General features: G+C 28.5%; 21 protein-coding genes. All 21 read left to right on the top strand.

The genetic code is table 11. From position 1 onward, the window contains the following. Positions 1 to 7 precede the first annotated feature (7 nt). The 21 genes from IR151_RS15790 to galU all read left to right on the top strand — a co-directional run bounded on the left by IR151_RS15790 (position 8) and on the right by galU (position 22,993). Positions 8 to 574: a prepilin-type N-terminal cleavage/methylation domain-containing protein gene (locus IR151_RS15790; protein WP_227436320.1), complete on the top strand. Its 567-nt coding sequence runs from the start codon at positions 8 to 10 to the stop codon at positions 572 to 574. Between the two features lie 38 nt (positions 575 to 612). Further along, positions 613 to 1,140, top strand: coding sequence for a prepilin-type N-terminal cleavage/methylation domain-containing protein (locus tag IR151_RS15785; protein WP_227436318.1), 528 nt, complete (start codon positions 613 to 615; stop codon positions 1,138 to 1,140). 20 nt (positions 1,141 to 1,160) lie between these two features. Next, the gene (locus IR151_RS15780) at positions 1,161 to 2,699 is read left to right on the top strand and encodes a hypothetical protein (protein WP_227436315.1); all 1,539 of its coding nucleotides are present in this window, start codon (positions 1,161 to 1,163) and stop codon (positions 2,697 to 2,699) included. 105 nt (positions 2,700 to 2,804) lie between these two features. Next, positions 2,805 to 3,887, top strand: a complete 1,083-nt coding sequence (locus IR151_RS15775) for a type IV pilus twitching motility protein PilT (protein ID WP_227436312.1) — start codon at positions 2,805 to 2,807, stop codon at positions 3,885 to 3,887. Further along, complete coding sequence (locus IR151_RS15770) at positions 3,868 to 4,650, top strand: prepilin peptidase (protein WP_227436310.1); 783 nt, start codon at positions 3,868 to 3,870, stop codon at positions 4,648 to 4,650. The genes IR151_RS15775 and IR151_RS15770 overlap by 20 nt, the downstream gene beginning before the upstream one ends. A gap of 102 nt (positions 4,651 to 4,752) precedes the next feature. Next, a complete protein-coding gene (locus tag IR151_RS15765; RefSeq protein WP_413927206.1) occupies positions 4,753 to 5,403 on the top strand; it encodes a prepilin peptidase in 651 nt (216 codons plus the stop codon). 13 nt (positions 5,404 to 5,416) lie between these two features. After that, entirely contained in the window at positions 5,417 to 5,977 is a 561-nt protein-coding gene (gene pth / locus IR151_RS15760) for an aminoacyl-tRNA hydrolase (protein WP_227436306.1), read from the top strand. 16 nt (positions 5,978 to 5,993) lie between these two features. Continuing rightward, positions 5,994 to 9,380: a transcription-repair coupling factor gene (gene mfd / locus IR151_RS15755; RefSeq protein ID WP_227436304.1), complete on the top strand. Its 3,387-nt coding sequence runs from the start codon at positions 5,994 to 5,996 to the stop codon at positions 9,378 to 9,380. Positions 9,381 to 9,410: 30 nt separating this feature from the next. Next, entirely contained in the window at positions 9,411 to 10,406 is a 996-nt protein-coding gene (locus tag IR151_RS15750; RefSeq protein WP_227436302.1) for a peptidylprolyl isomerase, read from the top strand. 123 nt (positions 10,407 to 10,529) lie between these two features. Then, positions 10,530 to 11,069, top strand: a complete 540-nt coding sequence (locus tag IR151_RS15745; protein ID WP_227436300.1) for a stage V sporulation T C-terminal domain-containing protein — start codon at positions 10,530 to 10,532, stop codon at positions 11,067 to 11,069. A 119-nt stretch (positions 11,070 to 11,188) separates the two neighbouring features. Continuing rightward, a complete protein-coding gene (locus IR151_RS15740) occupies positions 11,189 to 12,802 on the top strand; it encodes a polysaccharide biosynthesis protein (RefSeq protein ID WP_227436298.1) in 1,614 nt (537 codons plus the stop codon). A gap of 106 nt (positions 12,803 to 12,908) precedes the next feature. Then, positions 12,909 to 14,357: a nucleoside triphosphate pyrophosphohydrolase gene (gene mazG / locus IR151_RS15735; protein ID WP_227436296.1), complete on the top strand. Its 1,449-nt coding sequence runs from the start codon at positions 12,909 to 12,911 to the stop codon at positions 14,355 to 14,357. Between the two features lie 88 nt (positions 14,358 to 14,445). Continuing rightward, a complete protein-coding gene (locus tag IR151_RS15730) occupies positions 14,446 to 14,724 on the top strand; it encodes an HU family DNA-binding protein (protein WP_227436295.1) in 279 nt (92 codons plus the stop codon). Positions 14,725 to 14,795: 71 nt separating this feature from the next. Next, positions 14,796 to 15,038 (top strand): RNA-binding S4 domain-containing protein, encoded by a 243-nt coding sequence (locus IR151_RS15725; protein WP_227436285.1) that lies wholly within the window; start codon positions 14,796 to 14,798, stop codon positions 15,036 to 15,038. Between the two features lie 61 nt (positions 15,039 to 15,099). Next, complete coding sequence (locus IR151_RS15720; protein ID WP_003421411.1) at positions 15,100 to 15,354, top strand: YabP/YqfC family sporulation protein; 255 nt, start codon at positions 15,100 to 15,102, stop codon at positions 15,352 to 15,354. Beyond that, positions 15,355 to 15,885 (top strand): spore cortex biosynthesis protein YabQ, encoded by a 531-nt coding sequence (yabQ, locus tag IR151_RS15715; protein ID WP_227436283.1) that lies wholly within the window; start codon positions 15,355 to 15,357, stop codon positions 15,883 to 15,885. Between the two features lie 5 nt (positions 15,886 to 15,890). Next, positions 15,891 to 16,175, top strand: coding sequence for an FtsB family cell division protein (locus tag IR151_RS15710; RefSeq protein WP_227436281.1), 285 nt, complete (start codon positions 15,891 to 15,893; stop codon positions 16,173 to 16,175). A gap of 112 nt (positions 16,176 to 16,287) precedes the next feature. Next, positions 16,288 to 17,208: a Ppx/GppA phosphatase family protein gene (locus IR151_RS15705; RefSeq protein WP_227436279.1), complete on the top strand. Its 921-nt coding sequence runs from the start codon at positions 16,288 to 16,290 to the stop codon at positions 17,206 to 17,208. Between the two features lie 89 nt (positions 17,209 to 17,297). Continuing rightward, the gene (spoIIE, locus tag IR151_RS15700; protein WP_227436277.1) at positions 17,298 to 19,670 is read left to right on the top strand and encodes a stage II sporulation protein E; all 2,373 of its coding nucleotides are present in this window, start codon (positions 17,298 to 17,300) and stop codon (positions 19,668 to 19,670) included. Between the two features lie 350 nt (positions 19,671 to 20,020). Then, entirely contained in the window at positions 20,021 to 21,910 is a 1,890-nt protein-coding gene (gene pepF, locus IR151_RS15695) for an oligoendopeptidase F (protein ID WP_227436275.1), read from the top strand. A gap of 117 nt (positions 21,911 to 22,027) precedes the next feature. Then, positions 22,028 to 22,993, top strand: coding sequence for a UTP--glucose-1-phosphate uridylyltransferase GalU (galU, locus tag IR151_RS15690; protein ID WP_227436274.1), 966 nt, complete (start codon positions 22,028 to 22,030; stop codon positions 22,991 to 22,993). The last annotated feature ends 507 nt before the right edge of the window (positions 22,994 to 23,500 follow it).

Here is a 23,500-nt window from a genome sequence, read left to right as displayed (position 1 = left end):
ATAGGTGATGAGCTTGTACAAAAACAATGAAAGAGGTCTTACTTTATTAGAAATAATAGTAGCTGTATTTATATTGACTATAGTTTTAAGTATTTCTTATAAAGTATTTAATGGTATAACATCAGCAGTAAAAAAACAACAAATCATTACAGATGCTCAAGTAAATATTAATTTAATTAATAAATATTTAAATAGAGACTTAGAAAACTGTAAGGATGTAACAAAGAACAGTTCAGGTAGTGGCTATGAATACAATATAGAAACTCCAGATAATACAGTAAAGTATGAAGTATCTATAGATACCAAAAACAATACAGGAGTATACTATGTAACAAGAATTCAAGAAAATACCACTAATACTGAAGATGCACTTAGAGAAGAAATAATTTCTAATCAACCATTAGTTCAAAACAATAAAGAAATGAAGGAAACGCCATTTAAAATAGAAAAACAAGCTGATAAATCTATTTATACAGTAAGTGTATATTATAATGAATCAGCTCAAGAAGGCCAGAAAAGCAGTGATTTAAATAATAAGACTTATACATTTGATGTTATGTCAAGAATTGGGTAAATGGGAATTTATTTAAAAAATAAGTAGGTTGATAAAATATGAGTAAAAAGAGTAATGAAAAAGGATTTTCTTTAATTGAAGTATTAGTAGCTATGGCGATTATGGGAATTATATTATTTGCATTTTTTAATATTATCAATACTAATGAAAAGGCCAACACTAAAAATGAAGCAGATATAAGTTCCTTAAATTATGTTCAAAGTGAAATAGAGAACTTAAGAGAGAAAATAAAAAGTGGAACATTTGATTTTGACAGTCTGGATAAGCGAGAAGATGGAACAGTGGAATATGAAAAATTAATAGATAAATCAAACAAAGTCGTATATGATAAAGTACTTAACAAGGATGATGTGAGTTTATATGATACTCCATATAAAGAGATTACAACAGTAGAAGATAAAGACGGAAATATAATTGACAAGGAAAGTATTACAAACAAAGTAAAGGTTATTGTAGATGATAAAAGTGGTCAAATATACAAAATAACTGCAACGGGAAAAAGCATGAATGACTATTCAAGTAAAAAAGAAGTTAAAATTGTAACTGAAATATTTAAAGATAAATAATTTTACTTGGGGGTGAGATTTTGAGGAAGTATAATAAGATAAAAAACGAAAGAGGGGCGGCATTAGTTTTAGTTTTGGTTGTAGTAGCATTGCTTTCTATTGTTGGATTGACATTTTCAAATCAGATAGCTAATAGAATAAAATCTACAAAGACTACTAATGAGGGTATACAGGCCAAGTATCTAGCAGATACATGTGTGGAAAATAGTGTTGATAAAGCATATGAAAAATTGTATGATGAGCTTGAAAAAATAGATAATGAACTTAAAAGTGAAAATCAAGAAAAATCAATATCAAGGTCAGCATTAAGAAATATATCAAGTTTGGAACTTAATAATCAAGATGAGGAAAATCTTCCAGTGGAGAGACTTGGGTATATGAATAATATAAAGTTCTATTTAAATAAAGCTGCTCCAGATTTAGAAAAAGCTAGTATAGAGTTAAAAAAATTACAGGGTTTAAATATATTTGAGGATAGGGATATTGAAGATATAGCTGAAACTATTCTTTCACATAGAGATTCTACATTAAGAATTTGTAAGACTTATACTTCTGGAGATATCAGTAAAATAAATGAAAGTATTTTGGTTGGAGATATAGATTCAACTACATTACTTCAGGCAAAGTTAGTAAATAATGATATTCTTTTAAAAATGTTTTTAGAAGGAAATAAAGTTGAAAATGAACATTTAAATGGGACATTTTCATACACTTATAAAGCTTTAGATAGTATTTCTTTGGCAATGCAAAATATGATTGAATACAGACATACATTTCATATTGATGAACCAAAAGTAGAAATATCTGATGGAATTCCAGATTCTCAACAATATTATGACTTAATACAAAATCCTATAATAAATGGGAAGAGATATGGTTGGAATAGTAACTGGGATACATTAGAAAACTTGTTAAAACTCTTACCAAATCAAACTGAAGGATTTAATGCTTTGAGGGTTCACTTGAGAAATAATGTAAGGAAATTTGAAAAATTAAGTGAGAATATATATAGTGGAAATAAAAATACAGCAGAAGATTTTTTGGAATATAAAGAGTTACTATATGAGATATCAGACCAATGTAATCAGTTAAAAAGTATGTCTTATGAGAAAATACCTGTTAAATATGATAATATGACTTTGATAACAACTTTTGATTATATACAAAATGAGCTTTTAGCGGAGATAAAATGTAGACTGAAGGAATTAAAACCTCAAGAAGTTGATAAAACAGAAGACGCTACTATAAAAATACCTTTTTATAAAGCTGACTACGACATGACGAAAGAAAGCTGGCCAGAATTAAAAGAAAATGGCTCAGGGGCAGAGTTAAGTTTAGTAGTAACTGGTGATAAAGATGGAATAAAAGAGGTAGAAGTTAAAGGTGGACAAAAAAATATTCTTGGATTAGGTGTTGAAGAAAACTCAAATTCAAAATATGAAGTTGAAGCTAAAGTTAAATTTAATATAAATGTAGATTCAAATATATTAGATAATTATGACATAAAAGATAAAATTTCAATTAGTCATGACATAAGTTCGTACAAAAAAGTAAACTAAACACAAAACTATAACTTAGTATAAACTAATAAGTAATAAAATAACTTTGTATGTTTATTACTAAAAAAATAAGTAAATTAATAAAAGATATGGAGAATAAATATTATGTATATTTATGATTTATTAGAGCAAGCAATAAGTTTAAATGCATCAGATATACACATAACAGTTGGTACAAATCCTGTAGCTAGAGTAAAAGGTGGATTTGTAAAGCTAAGTGAACAAATCTTGACACCAGAGATAACGATGCAAATGGCAAAAGACATAGCAGGGGAATCTATGTTTAAAGTAATAGAAGAACATGGAGAAGCTGATTTTTCAGCTTCTCTAAAAACTGGAGAAAGATTTAGGGTAAACTCCTATAGACAAAAAGGAAATTATGCAATAGCAATAAGAACTATAACAGCAGAAATACCAACTTTTGAGAAACTAGGACTTCCAGAAAACATAAAATCTTTTACTGAAAGACATAAAGGATTGGTTTTAGTTACAGGACCTACAGGAAGTGGTAAAAGTACAACACTTGCAAGTATGATAAATATAATAAATGAAACGCAACAAAAACATATAATTACACTAGAAGACCCAATAGAGTATGTCCATCACCATAAACAAAGTTTAGTAAACCAAAGAGAAGTAGGAACTGATACAGAAAGTTTTCACTCAGCTCTTAGAGCTATTTTACGTCAAGACCCAGATGTAATACTAATAGGGGAAATGAGAGACCCTGAGACTGTGTCAATAGCGTTAACAGCCGCAGAAACAGGACATCTAGTATTTTCAACACTACATACAGTTGGTGCTGCTAAGACAATAGACAGAATAGTGGACATGTTCCAGCCAGCCCAACAACAACAAATAAAAACTCAATTGTCTACAGTGTGTGAAGGGGTAGTATCACAACAATTACTTCCTACATCAGATGGGAAGGGTAGGATAGCTGCAATTGAATTGATGTTTGCAACACCAGCAATAAAAAATCTAATAAGAGAAGGAAAAACATATCAAATTCCAAATATGATACAAACTGGAGTTAAAGCAGGTATGAAAACTATGGATCAAGATTTAATGGAACTTTATAAAAATGGAAAGATTACAAAAGATATGGCACTTAGTAGATGTACTGACCAAGAATTTATGACTAGAATGATAGGTGGAGTAAGTTATAATGGAAATTATAGTCGTTAATTTATATGTATTTGTAGTTGGGCTAGTATTTGGAAGTTTCTTTAATGTTTGTATTTTTAGGATTCCAGAAGGTATATCTATCTCTAGTCCCCCATCTCATTGTATGAGTTGCAATACTAGATTAAAGACTATGGACTTAATACCAGTTTTTAGCTATTTAATGAGTGGGAGAAAATGCAGATATTGTGGTGAGAAAATTTCTAGTAGATATGCTATAGTAGAGTTAATTACAGGAATTTTATTTTTAACAGTATTTATGGTTTATGGAATATCCATATCAACTATTTATTATTTGGTTCTTGTATCTTTATTAATTGTAATAACATTTATAGATATTGACCACTTTATAATACCAGATAGGATACTAGTTTTTGGGGCTATATTTGCTATAATTTTTAATCTTCTACTAAAAGAAGTTTCAATTAAAGATTCTATTATAGGTGCTTTTGTATGTGGAGGAAGCGTTTGGCTTATAGTAGTTCTAATTGAATTCATAATAAAAAAAGAATGCATGGGTGGAGGAGATATTAAACTATTCGCAATGTTAGGCTTATATATGGGTGCTAAAAATGGTCTTTTAACAGCTTTACTGAGTGTTTATGTAGGGGCAGTATATGGAATTTGTGTGATAGTTTTGAGCAAGATAAAGGGAAAGAAATACAATTCTGTTATACCTTATGGGCCATTTATATCAATTGGAGCATTAATAACAATTTTATTTGGAAGACAATTACTTGAATTTTACTTTTCTATACTTATGTAGAGGATAGTTAAATTTAATGTGATTTTAATTTTTATAAAAGTGAATTAAAGTAATCAATAAGGACAATATTATTATTAACCCTACTACAGAGTACTGTAGACTATGGAGTATATAATAATAATTTCCTTATTTTTTGCATATTTGATAAATAAATCCTTATATATTTTTTGTGATGGATTAAAGAAAAGTTCGTATAATATGCTTTTTATTTACATAGTAACTGTAGTTTTATCTGTATTAATATATCTAAAATTTGGGATTAGTACAGAATGTGTACAATATATAGTATTGATTCCATTTTTAATAATTATATCTATTATAGACTACTACACAATATATGTATATGATATAACAATAGTTAGTGGTATAATAGTTCAAGGTGTAATTTTTTTAATCTTTTGCAATATAGTGCAAATTGACTATATAAGTCATATATTTGGACTGGCAATAGGTTTTATTATACCTTATATTATTGCTAAATTTACAAAAGGATTAGGCTATGGAGATGTAGGTCTCTATAGCTTATGTTGCTTTGCATTGGGAAATAACTATGGATTTTATGTGATAATTTTATCATTTATTTTAGCATTTTTATTTTTTGTTATTTTATATGTAATTAAAATTTTTAAAAATATAAATATCAAAAAACAAATTCCTTTTACACCATTTATTTCTCTAGCGACAATTATAATAATATTTACAGAGTATAATATATTTGATTTTTATTATAGTTTGTTATATAAATTTCTATAACAGGAGGTAAAAAATGTACGTAGTAGTAGGGTTAGGAAATCCAGGAAAAAAATACGAAAAGACTAGACATAACGTTGGATTTGATGTCATAGATATTCTTGCAAAAGAATACAACATTAGTGTTACTAAAATAAAACACAAAGCTTTAATTGGCGAAGGTAGAGTAGGTACTGAAAAAGTATTACTAGTAAAACCACAAACTTATATGAATTTAAGTGGAGAAACATTAATAGATATATATAAATATTATAAGGTAGATTTAAATAATATAGTAGTAGTGTATGATGATATAGATTTAGATGTTGGAAAGATACGCATAAGAAAAAAAGGAAGTGGTGGTACTCATAATGGAATGAAATCTATAACGAAGTGTTTAGGTTCAAATGATTTCCCAAGAGTAAGAGTAGGTGTATCTAAGCCAGAAGTTGGCCAAGACTTAGCAGATTTTGTACTTTCTAGATTTAGAAAAGAAGAATCTGATAATATAAATGAAGCACTAGAAAAAGCGGCGTGTGCTGTTGACTCAATAATAAGAGAAAATATAGACATGTCTATGAACAAATACAATGGATAGTGAGAGGGAGATTTAAATGAATGATGTTTTTTTATATCCTTTGCAGAACTCAAAAGAGTATAAAGATATAATAAACTGCATAAAAAATACAAAAGGCTCATTATTGGTTAATGGACTTTTACCAGTACAAAAACCTCATATATCATATTCTATGTTTAATGATTTGTCACGACAAATGATTTTTATCACAAGTAGTGATTTAGAAGCAAAAAAAGTATATGAAGATTTAAATTTTTATGTTGGAGATAAGGTCGAATATTTAGGGTTTCAAGATATTTACTTTTATCATTTAGATGCAAAGGACAGAAACGAAGAAGCAAAAAAATTAAAGGTGTTGTTAAAACTAGCAAAGAAAGAAAAAATAATTTTAGTGACTTCTATTGAAGCCGTTCTAAGAAAATATATACCAAAACAAGTTTTACTTGATAGTGTGTCTCATTACAAAGTGGGGGATAGTTTAGATTTAGAAAAATTAACTGAGAAGTTAGTTTCCTTAGGATATGAAAGAGTTTCAAAAATAGAGGGGTTTGGTCAATTTAGTATAAGAGGTGGAATTATTGATGTATTCTCGCTTGAGTATACAAATCCGATTCGTATGGAATTATTTGATGATGAGATAGATTCCATACGAACTTTTGACGTATTTTCTCAAAAATCAATTGATAAATTACAACAATTCTCTATAACCCCTTCAAGAGAATTTATTTATCCAGAAAAAACTACAGATGCATTAGTTAGATTAAAAAAAGAAACAACTAAAAATACTGATGAAGGAACCTTTCAAAATATAGAATATATATCAAGTAAGACCTATTTTGAAGGTGTAGAAAACTATATAGATTATATCTATCCAGAAGAAAACAAAAGTATATTTACTTATCTAGCAGATGATGCAATAGTATTTATCAATGATATAACAAGACTTAAGGAAAGATGTGAAAATTACTTAAATGAGTTTAGAGAAAATTACAAATTAAACCTTGAAAGAGGTTTAGCTATTAAAAATCAAGGAAAACTATTATACCACTATACAGATTTAGAGTACCTAGTAAAAGACAAGTCTGTAGTCTTAAATTCACTATTACCAAAGTCTATAAATAACTTTTCTGTAAAATCCATAATAAATTTTGAAAGTAGAGAAGTACCTACATTTAATGGAAAAGTAGACTTACTTGTAGAAGAATTAAATCGGCTGAAATACAATGGCTATAAAATAATTTTGGCTACAAATACATTGGAAAGAGCAAATAAATTAGGAAAAGATTTATTGGATAAAGGCTTAGAAACAACTGTTTCTAAAGATAGAGATATTGAAATTAAATCTTCTCAAATTGTAATTGTACCTGCACATATAAATAGTGGTTTTCAGTATAAATCCATAAAATTTGTTGTTATAACAGATAATGAAATGATAGGGGTCTATAAGAGAGCCTCTAAGACTAGTAATAAAAAAGCCAAAAAAGGAAAGAAGATAGAGTCATTTTTAGATTTAAGCGTTGGAGATTATGTAGTACATGAAAATAGTGGTGTAGGTAGATACACAGGAATTGAACAGATTACAGTTAACGCCATCAAAAAAGATTACATGAAAATAGTTTACCAAGGTGGAGATAATTTATATGTACCAATAGATCAGATGGATAAAGTACAAAAATATATTGGTGCAGAGGTAGAAAAAGTTAAGTTAAATAAGCTTGGAACAAATGAGTGGACAAAGGCAAAGGCAAAAGTCAAAAAAGAAATTGAAGATATGACAAAAGACTTAATTGAACTCTATGCAAAACGTGAAAAGATACAAGGGTATAAGTTTTCAAAAGATACACCTTGGCAGGCAGAGTTTGAATCCTTGTTTCCATATCAAGAAACAGAAGACCAATTAAAAGCAATAGAGGAAACTAAACATGATATGGAATCAAGTAAAGTAATGGATAGACTTGTTTGTGGAGATGTTGGCTATGGAAAAACAGAAGTAGCAATTAGAAGTATTTTTAAGGCATGTATGGACCAAAAGCAGGTTGCAGTATTAGTACCAACAACGATACTGGCTCAACAGCATTACAATACATTTAAAGAAAGGTTTGAAAATTATCCTTTGAGAGTGGAAGTTTTGAGTAGATTCAAGACTCCAAAGCAACAAAAGCAGATTATTGAAGATGCTAAAAAAGGGTTAGTAGATATTTTAATTGGTACTCATAGAATAATATCTAAAGATATAAATTTACCAAACTTGGGTCTTGTAGTTATTGATGAGGAACAAAGATTTGGTGTAAAACACAAAGAAGCTTTAAAGAAAATTAAATCTACAGTAGATGTTCTTACACTTTCAGCAACTCCTATACCAAGAACTCTACATATGTCTTTAAGTGGGATAAGAGATATGAGTGTTATAGAAGAACCCCCGCAAGAAAGACATCCTGTAATAACGTATGTTACTGAGAGTAAGGAAAGCGTAATTCAAGATGAAATAGAAAGAGAATTAAGCAGAGGTGGACAGGTATTCTTCGTATACAATCGAGTTGAACATATTGAAGAAATGGCAAGTATGATTCAAAAGCTTGTGCCAGATGCTAGAGTAGCTGTTGCACATGGAAGAATGACTTCTAAATCACTAGAAAATATAATCTTAGGATTTTTAAATAAAGACTATGATGTGCTAGTGTGTACTACAATAATAGAAACAGGTATGGATATATCCAATGCAAATACCATGATTATATACGATGCAGATAAAATGGGATTAGCTCAGTTATATCAGTTAAGAGGTAGGGTTGGAAGAAGTTCCAGACAAGGATATGCATATCTCATGTATGAAAAAGATAAGACTTTAAGTGAAATAGCAGAAAAAAGATTAAAGGCTATTAGGGAATTTACAGAATTTGGATCAGGCTTTAAAATAGCTATGAGAGACCTTGAAATCAGAGGGGCTGGAAATATTTTAGGTTCTCAACAACATGGTCATATGGCAGTCATAGGTTATGATTTATATGTCAAAATGCTTAATGATGCAATCAAAAAGGTTAAAGGTGAGCCTATTGTTGAGGAAATTGATGTTGAAATAGATTTAAGTGTAAATGCATATATTCCAGACAATTATATTAAGGATGAATTGATTAAGATTGAAATGTATAAGAAGATTGCTTCTATTGAAAATAGGGAAGATATGTTGGATATACAAGAAGAACTTGAAGATAGATTCTCTGATATACCTAAACCAGTACAAACACTACTTACAATAGCTTATATAAAATCATTGTGTAAGATATTAAAAATAGAAAAAATTAGACAAGTGAAAGATGAAATATTATTAGTTCCAATAACAAAGTATAGAACTAAACAAAAAATAGGTTATAATATAGTTACAGAATTAGAAGAACTGTTAGAAAAAATGTGCAAGGTAAAATAACTTGTAAATTTAAGAAGGGATGTTTTAAATTTGAAAAAAGTAATAACGTTAGTAATAGCTATGATAGTTGTAGTATCAATAACAGCTTGTAGCGCAAGCACAGATGGAACTGTAGCAACAGTAAATGGTACAAAAATATCATCAGATGAATTTAAAAAAACTATAGCTCTTTATAAAGATTCTATGGAACAAACTTATGGAAAAGACATTTGGGACAAAGAAGTTGAAAAAGGAGTAAAGTATAAGGACAAGTTTAAAGACTTAATTCTTGAACAACTTATAACTACAGAAGTCATATATTCACAAGCTAAAAAAGATAACTTACTTCCTAAAAAAGAAGATGTTGAAAAAAGTTTTAAAGATTTAAAAGACGCTATGAGTAAAGATGAAAATTATAAAAAACAACTTGAAAAATTAGGTATAGATGATACATTTTTAAAAGACCAACAAGAAAAAGATTTAGCTATGCAAAACTATCAAGCTAATTTTACTAAAGAAACTAAAATATCAGATGAAGAAATGAAAAAATACTATGATACACATAAAGATGAATTCAAAAAAGATGAAGTAGAAGCTTCTCATATTTTATTAAAAACAGTAGATGATAACAATAAGCCACTTTCAGAAGCGAAGAAGGCAGAAGCCAAGAAAAAAGCTGAAGAAGCCCTTAAAGAAGTTAAATCAGGTGAAGATTTTGCAAAGGTTGCAAAGAAATATTCACAAGATGCTTCAGCAAGTGATGGTGGTAAATTAGGATTCTTCTCAAGAGGTCAAATGGTAGCTGAATTTGAAGAAGCAGCGTTTTCTATGAAAAAGGGTGAAATATCTAACTTAGTTGAAACTCAATATGGATACCATATAATTAAAGTAACAGACAAAGTAAATGAACAAACACCATTTGAAGATTCTAAAGAAACTATAAAAGAACAATTATTAAAAAATAAATATCAAGAGAAAATAGAAAAATTAACTAAAGAAGCTAAAGTAGAAAAAGATGAAAAAGTAATAAATACAATCACAATATAAAAACTAAAAAAATAGTAATATGCTTAAAAAAGCTATATCTGGAGAAGATATAGCTTTTTTTGTATATTTTTCTTAACAATGGTAAAAATAAACTTAAAGTAATTTATGGAGGGATTAAAAAATATGAAAGCAACAGGTATAGTTAGAAGAATAGATGATCTTGGAAGGGTAGTTATCCCAAAGGAGATAAGAAAGACATTAAGAATTAGAGAAGGAGATCCTTTAGAGATATTCACAGCAAAAGATGGAGAAGTCATACTTAAAAAATACTCTCCAATAGGAGAATTAAATGAATTCTCTCAGGAATATGCTGAAACATTAGCAGAAGTACTAGGATATGGTGTATTAATAACAGATTTAGATTCTATAATAGCTGTATCTAAACTTCCTAAAAAAGATTATAAAGAAAAAAGTATAAGTGATGAGTTAGAAGCAATAATAAGTGAAAGAACAGTAAAATACTCAAAAGATAAAAATATTTTACCTTTATTTAAAGAAGACCAAAAGGAATATATTAGTCAAGTTATTATGCCTATAATTAGTGCATCTGGTGACTGTATAGGTTCGATTGTAGTTGTTTCAAAAGATAAAGATACAATTGCAGAAAGTGAAGAAAAATCTTTAAAAATAGCTGCTAACTTTTTAGGAAAACAAGTTCAATAATTTTATCATAAAGACCTTTTGCGTGAAGGTCTTTTGAAGTTTTTGTTTAAAATATTGAATATAGCATTAAAAATATGGTATATTAAAGTTTGTTATATAAACAGTATGGAGGTTATGTTATGAACAATAACAAAAACAAAGACTCCTTTTTAAAAGGAGCCCTTATACTTGGGCTAGCAGGTGTAATTGTAAAAATAATGGGTGGATTTTTTAGAATTCCCCTTGGAAACATGATTGGTTCAGAAGGAATGGGATACTATCAGGCTGCTTATCCTGTGTACACTCTATTTTTAACATTAGCTACTGCTGGATTCCCAACAGCTGTGGCAAAGTTGGTTTCGGAAAAAGTTGCCATTGGAAATTATAAAGGTGCAAATAAGATATTTAAAGTATCACATACAGTTTTATTTATAACTGGTATAATATCATTTTGTATATTGTTTTTTGGAGCCGACTACATAGTAACAAACATAATGAAAAATCCTGGTGCATTGTACTCTATGAAAGCTATTGCTCCAGCTTTATTATTTGTTCCAGCAATGTCAGCATATAGAGGATATTTCCAAGGTAGACAAGACATGACTAAGATTGCTGTGTCTCAAGTTGCAGAGCAATTTTTTAGAGTTGTATTAGGTCTTACTTTGGCTTACCTACTTATGAAAAGCTTTGGGCAAACTTTAGGAGCAGCGGGTGCTATATCAGGAGCTACAATAGGTTCAGTAGCATCTATGGTTTATCTGATGTTTGCTTATATGTTAGGAAGAAGAGAACGTAGAGCTGAGATAGATGCGAGTCAAAGGTTTAAGGATGAACAAGTTTCTTATATCTTTAAAAAGCTTTTAACAGTTGCTATTCCGATAACAATAGGTGCATCAGTAATGCCACTTGTAAATATGATAGATAATGTTATTGTAATAAGAAGACTTATGGAAGCAGGCTTTACATATAAAGTAGCAAATTCAATGTTTGGTCAATTGACAGGTATGGCAATGGCAACAATAAATTTACCAGCCGTTATAACAACTGCAATGAGTATGAGCTTAGTTCCAGCTATTTCTAAAGCATATGCATTAGGTAATAAATCAAAGGCTAGAAAAGATACTAAAAGTGCTGTTAAGGTGACTTTACTTATAGTATTACCTTGTGCGTTTGGTATGGCATCATTAGCGATACCAATAATGGGTCTTTTATTTCCACATGAGCCATCATCTGTAGGAACTATCTTGTTTACTCTTACTCCATGTGTACTGTTCTTAGGATTAATACAAACATTGACTGGTATAATTCAAGGAATGGGAAAACCAATAGTTCCTGTAATTGCTTTATGTGTGGGTATGTTATGTAAGATTGTTATAAGTTATACATTGACAGGTATTCCAGATATTAATGTATTAGGTTCAGCTTTTGGAACAGTTACAGCATACTTTGTGGCAGCTATGATTAACTTATTATATGTTAAGAAATATATGAATGTAAAATTTCCTAAGAAGGAATTTATAATAAAACCATTTATAACAGTTATGACAATGTTTATAATGGTTAAATTGAGTTATGGTGCTTTAGTTGGATTATTGGGTAATAGTATATCTACAATAATCGCAATAGGTGTTGGTGGTATTGTATATGTAGTAGTTATACTTGGAATAGGCGGAATTAAAAAAGAAGAGATACTAACTATGCCAAAAGGTGATAAATTATATAAATTGTTAAAAAAAGTTAAACTTATAAGATAATATAGGAATATATATGCAAATAAAGGAAATACTATACAAATAGTAAAGCTCCTTATTTGTATAACAATACAAAAATAAAGTGAAATTTGCTAATGGGAGTGATGTTATGGGTAAGATAAGTATTGTAGGGCTTGGACCAGGAGACTATTCTCTTATAAGTCAAGGTGTACTGGAATCTTTAAAAAATAGCCCTAGAGTCTTTTTTAGAACAGAGAAACATCCGATAATTGATAAGCTTAAAGAAACTATACAATACACTTCTTTAGATTACTTTTATGAAAATGAGGAAAACTTTGAGAGTGTTTACTTAAAAATATCTGAATTTATTATAGAAGAATCTACAAAAGGTGACTTAGTATATGCGGTTCCTGGTCATCCAAGGGTCGCAGAAAAGACTGTAAGTATAATAGAGAGACTTGCCAATGAAAAGCACATAAAAGTGGAGATAGTACCTTCTATGAGCTTTGTAGACGCTATGTTTAACTATTTAGCTATAGACCCATCTGATGGATTTAAATTGATAGATGCTTTTGAGATAGAAAACTCATATATAGATTTAGATACAAGTATGATAATAACTCAAGTGTATGATAAATTTATAGCATCAAATGTAAAGTTAAAACTTATGGAATATTATGATTATAATCAAGAAATATGTATAGTAAATGGAGCAGGTGTCAAAGATTTAGAAAGTAAAAAGTTTATAAAATTATGTGAATTAGACAGAAATGAAAACTTTTTTGACTATTTAACTAGCTTATATATACCCAAAAGTTCTAAAAAGATGTATAATACAGTACATGACTTAGAAATAATAGTTAATACATTAAGAAGCCCATCTGGATGTGAATGGGATAAAAAACAAACACATCAATCATTAAAAAATTCTGTTATAGAGGAAGCATATGAACTTTGTAATGCAATTGATAATAATGATATAGATGAAATGGTAGAAGAGCTAGGAGACGTTCTTTTACAAGTTATATTCCATTGTCAGATAGGTAATGAGGAGGGCTACTTCGATTTAAAAGAAGTGGTAAATGGTATATGCAAAAAATTAATTCATAGACATCCTCATATATTTAATGGTGTAAAATTAGATATGTCTAAGTTTGAAAAAACTTGGGAAGAGTTAAAGAAAGAAGAAAAAGGCGAAAGCACTGTAACAGATGGCCTTAGAAGAATACCAAAACATTTACCAGCTCTTATGAAGGCTAGTAAAGTTCAACATAAAGCAGCTCTTGTTGGCTTTGATTGGGACAATGTAGAAGATGTATTTAAAAAAATTGAAGAAGAATATCAGGAATTACTTGACGAACACAGGGTCGGGAATATAAAATACATAAAGGAAGAACTAGGCGATTTATTATTTTCGATAGTAAATCTAGCTAGATTTTTAGACATAGACTCAGGAGAAGCCTTGAACTGTACTACAGATAAATTCATAAATAGATTTGAGTTTGTAGAAAAAAGTGCAATGAATTTAAATAGGAAATTAGAAGACATGACACTTGAAGAGATGGATGAATTTTGGAATCAGGCTAAAAAACAATAAAATTGTGGAAGGAAATTTGTCAAAAATCTAGAACTTTTATCAGAAAGATAGGAGTCTATATTATAAACATTTTTAGGAGGTAAATATCGTGAATAAAGCTGAATTAGTATCAAAGATGGCAGAAAAAAGTGGATTAACAAAGAAGGAAGCAGAGGCTGCGTTAAACGCATTTATGAGTTCTGTTCAAGATGCACTAGTAAATAATGAAAAAGTTCAATTAGTTGGATTTGGAACATTTGAGACAAGAGAAAGAGCTGCTAGACAAGGAAGAAATCCAAGAGATCCAGAGCAAATTATAGATATACCAGCTTCTAAAGCACCAGTTTTCAAAGCTGGAAAAGGATTAAAGGATACAATAAATGGATAATTAGAAATCTTGTGAAAAAGTGTGGATAAATTTACCACACTTTTTCTATAGAGCTAAGGAAGGTGATAATTATGAGATTAGATAAGTTTTTAAAAGTATCTAGGATTATAAAGAGAAGAACTGTTGCTAAAGATGCATGTGATAAAGGAATTGTCACTATAAATGGAAAAGTCGCTAAATCTTCTTCAGAAGTGAATATTGGAGATACATTAGAAATACAATTTGGAGAGAAGAAGATGAAGTTTAAGATAAATGAAGTAAGAGAGCATGTATTAAAAAATGATGCGAAAGAAATGTACGAAATTTTAGAATAAAATTAATAGTCCTCTAGTATATTAATAGTAGTATTAGTGAAATATTTACTGGGGGGATATTATGGAACAGAACATAACTTTGAAAGATAGATCAAAGCTGGTTATTTCAGGAGTTGAGCACATATATTCTTTTAATGATAAAAGAGTAGAGCTTAAAACTTCTGTTGGTGAGATGGTAATTGAAGGCGAAAACCTAGATATGAGCAAGCTAAGTATAGACGAAAATATAATTAGCATAGATGGAACTATAAATTCTATGGTATATGCAAAGCCTAAAAAGCCACAAGAAAGTTTTTTGAAAAAGGTATTTAGATAGATGATACCTTTTACTCAAGATGTAAGTATTTTCTACGCTACTATTTATGGTGGAATACTCATAGGAGTGTTGTTTGATTTTTATAGAAGCCTGAGAGGGAGTTTTAAATTCATCAATTATTTTGCAATAATTTTTGATGTATTATTTTGGTTTCTAGCAACCATTATAATATTTATAACAATAAACCTTACAGAGTTTTTTAATTTAAGATATTACCATTTTGTGGCTTTGTTTATTGGTTTTATTTTATACTATAACACCATAAGTAAAATTGTTTTATCAATTATCAATAAAATAATTCGTTTTGTGAGGAATTCTTTTAAAAAAGTTACATACTACATAGTCAGTTTTTTAAACAATTTGTATTACGTTATAATCTATTCACTACACCTACTATTTGATATTATATTTTATATACCAAATATATTTATAGCAACAAAAAAAAGTATAAAGAGAAAATCAAATAAAAAATCAAAAAACAAGAAAAAATCAAAATCTAAGAAAAAAACTAAAACTAAAAAAAGGGTGTAGGAAAAATGAACTTAAGAAAAAAATTTTCAGGACAAATTATTGTTATCAGTTTATTTTTAGGAATATCAATTTTTAGTATAATGACAGGATTTGTATTTGAGTACGAAAAAGCTAAAGAATATAAAACAGAAATAGCAAGTCTAAATAAACAATTAAAAAAGACTGAAATACAAATAAACAGCTTAAAGAAAGATGAAAAATCATATGAAGGAGACTTAGAAGAAATAGCTAGAAAAAGGTTAAACATGGTAAAGCCTAATGAAACCGTTTATGTAGATATAAATCGTTGATTAAAAGTTGCCAATAAGTCTACGAGTATTGATTTTAAAATTTAAGATTGAATAAAAAAGTCATTCAGTTTAAGGATGACTTTTTTATTTTGATTTAAGGAGGAATTTTATAATGAAAATAGGAGCTATTGATATTGGAACAAACTCAATGAGATTGTTGATAGTAGATTATGTGGATGGAAAACTTATAAATAGAAAAAAATTTGTTAACACAACTAGAATTGGGCAAGGTGTAGATAGCAAGGGATATATAAAGGAAGATGCGATTCAAAGAAATATAGAAGCATTAAAAGAATTCTCTGACAAGTGTAATGATGAAAAATGTGAAAATATTTATTGTATGGGGACATCTGCTCTTAGAGATAGTAAAAATGGAGATTATTTTGTTAAACTAGCAAAAGAAGAGGCTGGTATTGATGTTGACATAGTTACAGGTATAGAAGAATCAAATTTGGGCTTTAAAGGTGTTTTAGAAGGCATACAAGAAGAGAATGATATTATTGTTATAGATATTGGAGGAGGCTCAACAGAATTTATTATAGGTGATTCAGATGGAATTAAATTTAATAAAAGTGAAAATGTAGGAGCTCTTAGAATGACAGAAAAATTTTTAAAACACGATATCATTGAAAATGAAGAGTTTGAAGCTATGAGTTCATTTATATATAACGAAATCAGTGAGACTTTAAATTACATAAAAGAAAAGGGATTAAAAACTCTTATAGGTATAGGAGGTACAATCACATCATTGTCAGCAATGAATCAAGAATTAGAAATTTACTCTATGGAAAAAATACATAATAGTAAGATATGCAAAAAAGAAATAGAAGAAATTCTACAAAAATTAATAAAGATGACATTAAGTGATAAAAAGAACTTAAAAGGGCTACAAGAAAAACGTGCGGATATTATAACTGCTGGTGTAAAAATATTGAATATAATAATGGAAAAATTAGAAATAGAAGAAATAACCGTAAGTGAATACGATAATTTGGAAGGCTTAATATGTCAAAAGTCAAAAAAAATGTATTAATATTTTTTGATATTTGGAACCGATTATGACAAAAAAAATTACTCCTCTTTGTTACAATTCTTAATATAAACAAAAGAGGAGGTTTTTTTATGCAAAGAAGTGTAGCAGTTGTAAAGAACAAAACTGTAAAACCAAATGTCATAAAATTAATAAGCGGATATATTGATTTTACTACAGTGTCATTCGCTGTAATGGGATTTTTACTTAGTAGGTCTATCATAGTAGACTCTGTAGCTCCTTTAGGGATTGCCTTTTTTATATGTGCATCAAAGATTGATAAGTACAAGATACCTGTATTTATATCAGCATTAATAGGGATATTGTTATCATTCAATGATTTTGGAAATGTAGCAAAATATGCTGTGTGCCTTACAATATTTATGGCATTAAATAAGAAACTAAAACTATTAGATTCAATTGCCAAAGTGGCGCTTATAGGTTCAATGGTATTACTTCCAATTTCCATGGGACAAGCGTTCTTTTCTGATAGGTGTGTGTATAATCTGCTTGTTGCAGGTGTAGAAGCAATAATAATGTTTATATCTATATATGTATTTTCTTATGGTATAGGTTTAATGGCCAATGTAAACAATAGGATGTCTGTACGGACAGAAGAAGCCATATCAATAAGTTTACTGCTAACCTTTAGTATAATGGGGATAGGAGATATATCTTTATTTGGAATATCGATAAGGACCATTTTGTCAACGGTATTGATATTACTGACCTCAATAGTAGGTGGAGCTACCATGGGAGCATCTAGTGGTGTAATTATTGGAGTGGCATCTATTTTAAATAATATGACATCAGCTATTTATATGGGTATATATTCTTTTTCAGGATTAATAAGTGGTGCATTTAATAAAATAAATAAATATTTCTGTATATTAGGATATATTCTAAGTTGGACAATAATATACCTATATACTTCTGGTATTACTTCAAATATGATGCAACTAAGAGATATATTGTTAGGATGCTTGATAGTGATTGTGTTGCCTGAAAGGTTATTCAATAAGATTGAAAAATTAATAAAAAGTAATGTAGCTTCAAATGAAATTGTATACGATTATATTATGAGAAGCAAAAACTTAACGAATAGCCGATTAAACAGTATCTATAAAACCTATGATGACCTTGCAGATACATTTGACAAGATAAGAGAAAAGGATAAGGTTTTAGACCAAAGAGACATAGCTAATGTAATAGATATGATTCATAATGATGAATGTAAAAGTTGTAGTATGAGAAGAATGTGTTGGGAATCAAGATTTAATCATACATACACTATGATATATAATATTCTTGAAAAAATTGAAGAGAAAGGAGAATTAAGTGTAAACGATATACCTAAAAACTTTAGAAAGGAATGTATGAAGCCAGAGTCAATAGTGAAAATATCAAATCACTATTATAAAATGTTTGTATTAGATTATGATTGGAGTGTGAAGTTTTCAGAAAGTAGAAAATTAATAGCAAATCAGATAAGGAGTATTTCAAAATCAATTAAATCGCTGTCTCAGGATTTAGAGGGCGATATAATGTTAGATATAGAAAAAGAAAAAAATATATATGAACAATTAGAGAGATATGATATAACTGTTGATAAAGTAAGTTACTTAACAAAGAGTAACAGCGAGTTTGAAATATCAATAGAAAAGAAAACTTGCAATGATGGTTGCATGTGTGAAAATAAAATTGTAGATATAATTTCAGACCTAGTAGGAGAGAATATGTCTGTTAGAAAAATAGGATGTCACTGTTTAGGAGGTAAATGTAAAGCAACATTTGTTAAGTCTCAAAAATATAAGGCTGTTACAGAAGTTTCAGCAATGTCAAGGGATGGACATATCCTTTGTGGAGATAACTACACATATATGGAGATAAATGATGGCAAATATATGATGGCTATAAGCGATGGTATGGGAAAAGGTAAAAAAGCTTATGAAGAGTCTTCTGCTACTATTGATATACTAGAAAAAATGATAGATGCAAAGATTAAAGATGAAATAGTTATAGATACTATAAATAATATGTTGTTATTAAAGTCTTCAGAAGAAATGTTTTCAACTCTCGACTTAGGTATTTTAGATTTAAAACGAGGGAGTTTAGAAACTATAAAGATGGGAGCATGTTCTACCTATATAAAAAGAGAGGATGGAGAAGTTGATTTAATATCATCATCATCTTTACCTGTGGGTATATTGTCAGATGTAAAGATTGATAGAAAAAATGTAAAAGTTAAGGAAGGGGACTATGTTATAATGGTTTCTGATGGAATTGTAGATGCAGGAAGAAATAACAATTTAGGTGATAATTGGTTAATATATTTCTTAAAAAACATAGAAACTACTAATCCAAAAGAAATTTCAAATTTAATATTAGATAGAGCATTGGAGTTACAAGCGTTACAAATCGAAGATGACATGACTGTTCTAGTTACAAAAATATGTACAAAATAAACTTTATAAATTTCTGTGTATAATATGTGGATAACTTGTGTATAATGTGTTAATAGACTTTTGAAAAAAGTAAAGTTATTAACAAAAAAAACGTATAAATCAACAAAATTTGTTGATAAGTATGGCATAAATGTTAATAAAATGTAAAAAAAGAAAAAACAAAAGCTATTATCAAAAGAGATTCATGTTGAAATAACTAAATTTCTAAGCAAGTAAAGCCTGTGAATATGTTGATTATTATGTGGATAACTATTAATTCGATATTTATTTATATAGTATGAATAATTGAATAATATATCTAAAAAAAGCCATCCTATTATTAAGTAAACTTATTGAAAGGATGGCTTTTTATGAATAGGAAATTGTGCAAAGCAATAATACCTTTATTTATCTCTATTTTTTGCATGTTAATAATAAGTATAAAAGCTGACCAAGGATATCAAAAAAATAATGATAGAGCAATTACTGTCATGAATAATGATACTGAAGATGATGCTGAAAAAAAACAAGAAATAGATTATGAAAAAACATGTTGGAATTTACAGTCTCTATTTAAAAGTGATGACCAATGGAAAAAAGAACTTAAGAGTTTTAATAAAGATACAAAAGAACTTAAAAATTACATAGGTAAAGTTACAAAGTCACCAACGCATTTGTCTTTTGCGTTAGATATCAAAGAGAAACTTGATATAAGATTAAATAAACTTTCTGCTTATGTAAAATTAAAACAAGATACTAATAAAAATTCATATAAATATTTAGATATGAGTGATAGTATGGGTAAATCTTATGGAGACTATATGGGGATTTGCTCAGATTTAGAGTTAGAGATATTAAAATTATCAAATAGAGATTATAAGAAGATTATTTCAAATAAAAATATAAATAGAAAATATGGTGTGTATTTAAGAGATATAAGAAGAAATAAAGTACATTATTTGGACGATAAATCAGAAGATATTCTAAGTAAAGTGTCTTCAATAAGTAGTCTTCCAAGTCAAGTGTATGAGTTATTTAGAAATATGGATAGAAAAACTAATTTGACACCAGCTCAATATGCAAGTGAACTGGAATCGCCAGATAGAGAAAATAGAAAAAAAGCTTATCAAGATGAACTCATTACTTATAATGATAATATAAATACAATTGCGGGCTTGATTACTGGCCAAGTTAAAAAGAATATATTTTATTCTCAAGAAAGAGGTTATGAGTCGTCTTTAGAAATGTATTTAGAATCTGATAATGTAGATGAAAAAGTATACAATAATTTAATAAGAACTGTAAACAGTAATATGGATAGTTTACACAAATATATAGATTTAAGAAAAAAAGTCTTAAAGTTGGATAAGGTTCATTCATATGATATGTCTGTACCTATAGTTAAGGCTGTTGATAGTAATATTAACTATGAAAAAGCTCAGAGTATAGTATATTCAGCATTATCACCTTTGGGAAAAGAATACAATGATGTAGTATACAAAGCGTTTAATGAAAAATGGATAGATGTTTATTCACATGAAAATAAAGTGAGTGGTGGATATTGCCTATCTGTCTATGAAAATCATCCATATATACTTTTAAATTATAATAATTCGCTAGGCTCAGTTTCAACTTTATCACATGAGTTAGGTCATGCTGTATATGAATATCTAAGTTCTAAGAACCAAAATTATTTTAATTCAAGTCCATCTATATTTACTCATGAAGTTGCGTCTACTACTAATGAGGCATTACTTTATGAGATGCTTATAAGAGAATCTAAAAGTAATGGTGAGAAAGCTTATTATATAACACAATATCTAGATTTAATAAAGGATACTCTTTATACACAAACTATGTATGCTGAATTTGAAAAAACTATACATGAATTAGTAGAAAAAGGAAAAAGTGTAAATGCATTAGTGTTAAATGATGTTTGGGGACAACTTCTCAAGAAGTATTATGGGCAAAACTATGAATTAGACCAATTATCTAAGGTCGGATGGGCAAGAATCCCACATTTTTATAATAGTTTTTATGTCTATAAATATGCTACAGGCTGTAGTGCAGGAGTCAGTTTCGCCCAAGATATACTAAAAAATGGCTCAGATAATTATATAAATTTTCTTAAAAAAGGAAGCTCAGATTATCCAATAGACTTATTAAAAGGAAGTGGGATAAATTTAACTAATACAAAACCTATAGAAAATACAATCAAAAAATTTGACAGCTTAGTAGCAGAACTTGAAAAGCTATTATAAAAGATTTATTATAATCCACATGGAAAATATATCGAATTAATGTTAAAATATACTAAAAGTTTAAAGTCCTATTTATAAATAGGGCTTTTTATCTATTAATTAGTGGGAGATGATTCTATGCAAGTTAAAGTTAAGAAAGCTGTAATACCAGCAGCAGGTTTAGGCACTAGATTTTTGCCAGCGACAAAGGCACAGCCAAAAGAAATGTTACCAATAGTTGATAAGCCAACACTACAATACATAATAGAAGAGGCTGTAGCTTCAGGGATAGAGGAAATATTAATAATAACAGGTAGAAATAAAAAATCTATTGAAGACCATTTTGATAAATCTGTAGAATTAGAACTTGACTTAGAAAAAAAAGGTAAAAAAGAGTTATTAGAAATAGTACAAAACATATCTAATATGATTAATATACATTATATAAGACAGAAAGAACCAAAAGGACTGGGAGATGCGATTTATTGTGCTAGACATTTTATAGGTGATGAGCCTTTTGCTGTAATGTTAGGAGATGACATTGTAGACAATGATGTACCTTGTTTAAAACAATTAACAGACGCATATGAAGAGTATAGAACTACAATATTAGGTGTGCAAAAAGTGAATCCAGAAGATACTAATAAATATGGTATAATAGAAGCTAAAAATATAGAGGGTAGGGTTTATAAAGTAAAAGATATGGTGGAAAAACCAGAATCAGGGAAGGCACCTTCAAATATAGCTATTTTAGGTAGGTATATAATAACTCCTGAGATATTTGACATCCTCAAGGATTTACCACCAGGCAAAGGTGGAGAAGTACAACTTACAGATGCTTTAAAAGTATTATCTAAAAAGGAAGCCATGTATGCATATAACTTTGAGGGTAAGAGATATGATGTAGGTGATAAATTAGGATTTTTAGAAGCGACTGTCGATTTTGCTCTAAAGAAAGAAGACCTTAAGGAAGATTTTATTAAATATCTAAGACATGTCTGTAATGAATTTGATAAAGATGACAATGTGTTATACAATAGTACAAATGAAGGAATAGATTCAGATAAGATTTGCGAGATTAAAGAACTCGAAGTTCAAAAATAATTAGGAAAGGTGATGTAGTGTGGCAAAATCAAGTCAAAAAAAGATTAATAGAATAATAGCTGTTGGGATTGTAGGTGTTCTTGTATTAACAAGTATAACAGCTGTTTTAAGCATGATTGCAACTATGTTGTAGAAATAAATAACTACTGTAGTATACATAAATATAAAAACCATATATAACTTGATGTAGTTAAAAATTTACAGAATTCTAGTTATGTATGGTTTTTAGAATTTATAAAGATAAAAAATAATTTTTATAATAGTTGCATATTTTAAGGGAAAATATTATTATAAGATATAAATATAGTGATAAATTTATAAAAACGTGCTAAGATTGGACTTGAGATATAATAAATAAATGGATAATATGGATAATAATGTTTTAAATTTTATTTATTGACCATAATGTATAAATAGTGATATTATTAGACTTAACTGTTTGAATAAAACTTTTCTTTTTCATGCCTTCAATTTCCAAAAAAAGTATGTATATAAATGAATATATAG

The sequence above is a fragment of the Clostridioides sp. ES-S-0006-03 genome (assembly GCF_020662275.1).
Classification (GTDB): Bacteria; Bacillota; Clostridia; order Peptostreptococcales; family Peptostreptococcaceae; genus Clostridioides.
The sequence above is the reverse complement of the archived record's forward strand: the minus strand, read 5'-3'. Positions and strand labels throughout refer to the sequence as shown.

Coding starts and splice junctions, on each gene's coding strand:
- pepF (WP_227436275.1), top strand. CDS start 20,021: ATGAATAGGAAATTGTGCAAAGCAATAATACCTTTATTTATCTCTATT.
- IR151_RS15785 (WP_227436318.1), top strand. CDS start 613: ATGAGTAAAAAGAGTAATGAAAAAGGATTTTCTTTAATTGAAGTATTA.
- IR151_RS15765 (WP_413927206.1), top strand. CDS start 4,753: ATGGAGTATATAATAATAATTTCCTTATTTTTTGCATATTTGATAAAT.
- IR151_RS15775 (WP_227436312.1), top strand. CDS start 2,805: ATGTATATTTATGATTTATTAGAGCAAGCAATAAGTTTAAATGCATCA.
- mfd (WP_227436304.1), top strand. CDS start 5,994: ATGAATGATGTTTTTTTATATCCTTTGCAGAACTCAAAAGAGTATAAA.
- IR151_RS15740 (WP_227436298.1), top strand. CDS start 11,189: ATGAACAATAACAAAAACAAAGACTCCTTTTTAAAAGGAGCCCTTATA.
- IR151_RS15705 (WP_227436279.1), top strand. CDS start 16,288: ATGAAAATAGGAGCTATTGATATTGGAACAAACTCAATGAGATTGTTG.
- IR151_RS15710 (WP_227436281.1), top strand. CDS start 15,891: ATGAACTTAAGAAAAAAATTTTCAGGACAAATTATTGTTATCAGTTTA.
- IR151_RS15770 (WP_227436310.1), top strand. CDS start 3,868: ATGGAAATTATAGTCGTTAATTTATATGTATTTGTAGTTGGGCTAGTA.
- spoIIE (WP_227436277.1), top strand. CDS start 17,298: ATGCAAAGAAGTGTAGCAGTTGTAAAGAACAAAACTGTAAAACCAAAT.
- galU (WP_227436274.1), top strand. CDS start 22,028: ATGCAAGTTAAAGTTAAGAAAGCTGTAATACCAGCAGCAGGTTTAGGC.
- IR151_RS15725 (WP_227436285.1), top strand. CDS start 14,796: ATGAGATTAGATAAGTTTTTAAAAGTATCTAGGATTATAAAGAGAAGA.
- IR151_RS15720 (WP_003421411.1), top strand. CDS start 15,100: ATGGAACAGAACATAACTTTGAAAGATAGATCAAAGCTGGTTATTTCA.
- IR151_RS15745 (WP_227436300.1), top strand. CDS start 10,530: ATGAAAGCAACAGGTATAGTTAGAAGAATAGATGATCTTGGAAGGGTA.
- mazG (WP_227436296.1), top strand. CDS start 12,909: ATGGGTAAGATAAGTATTGTAGGGCTTGGACCAGGAGACTATTCTCTT.
- yabQ (WP_227436283.1), top strand. CDS start 15,355: ATGATACCTTTTACTCAAGATGTAAGTATTTTCTACGCTACTATTTAT.
- IR151_RS15790 (WP_227436320.1), top strand. CDS start 8: ATGAGCTTGTACAAAAACAATGAAAGAGGTCTTACTTTATTAGAAATA.
- pth (WP_227436306.1), top strand. CDS start 5,417: ATGTACGTAGTAGTAGGGTTAGGAAATCCAGGAAAAAAATACGAAAAG.